Source organism: Aquabacter spiritensis, assembly GCF_004346185.1.
GTDB lineage: Bacteria > Pseudomonadota > Alphaproteobacteria > Rhizobiales > Xanthobacteraceae > Aquabacter > Aquabacter spiritensis.
The window spans coordinates 1-1,286 of sequence record NZ_SMAI01000047.1; the positions used below are offsets into that span (position 1 = coordinate 1).

At 50.1% G+C, this 1,286-nt stretch carries 1 protein-coding gene; it reads left to right on the forward strand.

All coding sequences use genetic code 11. The features are described from left to right. Nucleotides 1-237 precede the first annotated feature (237 nt). A complete protein-coding gene (locus EDC64_RS23370) occupies nucleotides 238-1,119 on the forward strand; it encodes a transporter (RefSeq protein WP_132036263.1) in 882 nt (293 codons plus the stop codon). The last annotated feature ends 167 nt before the right edge of the window (nucleotides 1,120-1,286 follow it).

Genomic DNA, 1,286 nt, shown 5'->3' on the forward strand with positions numbered 1-1,286 from the left:
GGCCGACAGCGGCTATTTCAGCCAGGCCAATGTCGAGGCCTGCGCCGAGACCGAGATCACGCCGCTGATCGCACCGGGCCGTGAGCGCCACAACCTGAACCGCCTGGAAAAAGGAGAGATTATCGGACGTGCCGTCCTGGTACCGTAACATCAACTCCGAGCATCGCAACTCGGGTCCCGCTTCCCCGAGCATCTAATCACAAAGCAGAAATCTGAACGTAGGGAGAGGAAAATAACATGTCTAAGCGCCTCATCGTCGGGACACTCATGATATTGTCGTTCATTGCTGCGGTGCCAAAGGCACATGCGGTGGACGCGCAGCCATTTGATTTTGTACCTGCCCCGGCCGGTACAAATCTCGCGTTGTTGTACTACGCATATGGAATGTCGAATGAATACGTTGATTCTGAAGGAAATAAGGTTCAAAATTCAAGCTTGCAATCGAATATCGCGATTGCGAGGTACGTTCGTTACTTCGATTTAGCCGGGATGATCGCCGATATAAACATACTTCAACCTTTTGGTGGCTTCAGTGACGTAAAGATCGGTGGCGCGCCGCTAACTCACGATCATTTCGCTCTTGGAAATACAACATTAGTATTCACAATATGGCCAATTAACAATAAGGAGAACGAGATATATTTCGGAGTTGCAAACTATCTTAACATACCTACTGGAAGTTATGACCGAAATACATCAGTTAATCTAGGTGACAATCGTTGGAGTTTTGCCATACAGCCTGGTTTTCACGCTAGGGTGTACGATAAGATATCTGTCGATCTCGTGGCCGATGTAACGTTCTACGGAGATAACAACGATGCTGTACCTTCCGGTGGCAGGCTGACGCAGGATCCGTCGTTTACCGCGCTTGCATGGCTAAACTATAATGTCACCCCCACAACAGTGGCTTCAATCGGTGTGAGCCACACGTACGGCGGTGAGCAGAGGCTGGATGGAATGTCCCTTGGAGACGCGTATGTGACTAAAGTCAGAGCGGCCTTGAGCACGTTCGTAACACCGACCTCACAGATCCTCTTTCAAGTGGACCACGATGTTTCAGTCGAAAACAACTTTTCGCAAGATTTTGGGGCGATGATTCGCTTGATGAAAGTATTCTGAACTGGCGTGGTGGGGTGGACGGCCTCATGAATCCCCTCATTTTCCCGGACTCGAAAACGCCTGATTTTGGGATTCCGAGGTCGTGCTGAAGGACATCAGCCGGCTTGAGGGGAACGATGCGCGGGGCGAAGAGACGATTTGATTTTGTTCATGAATTCGTTATCCGG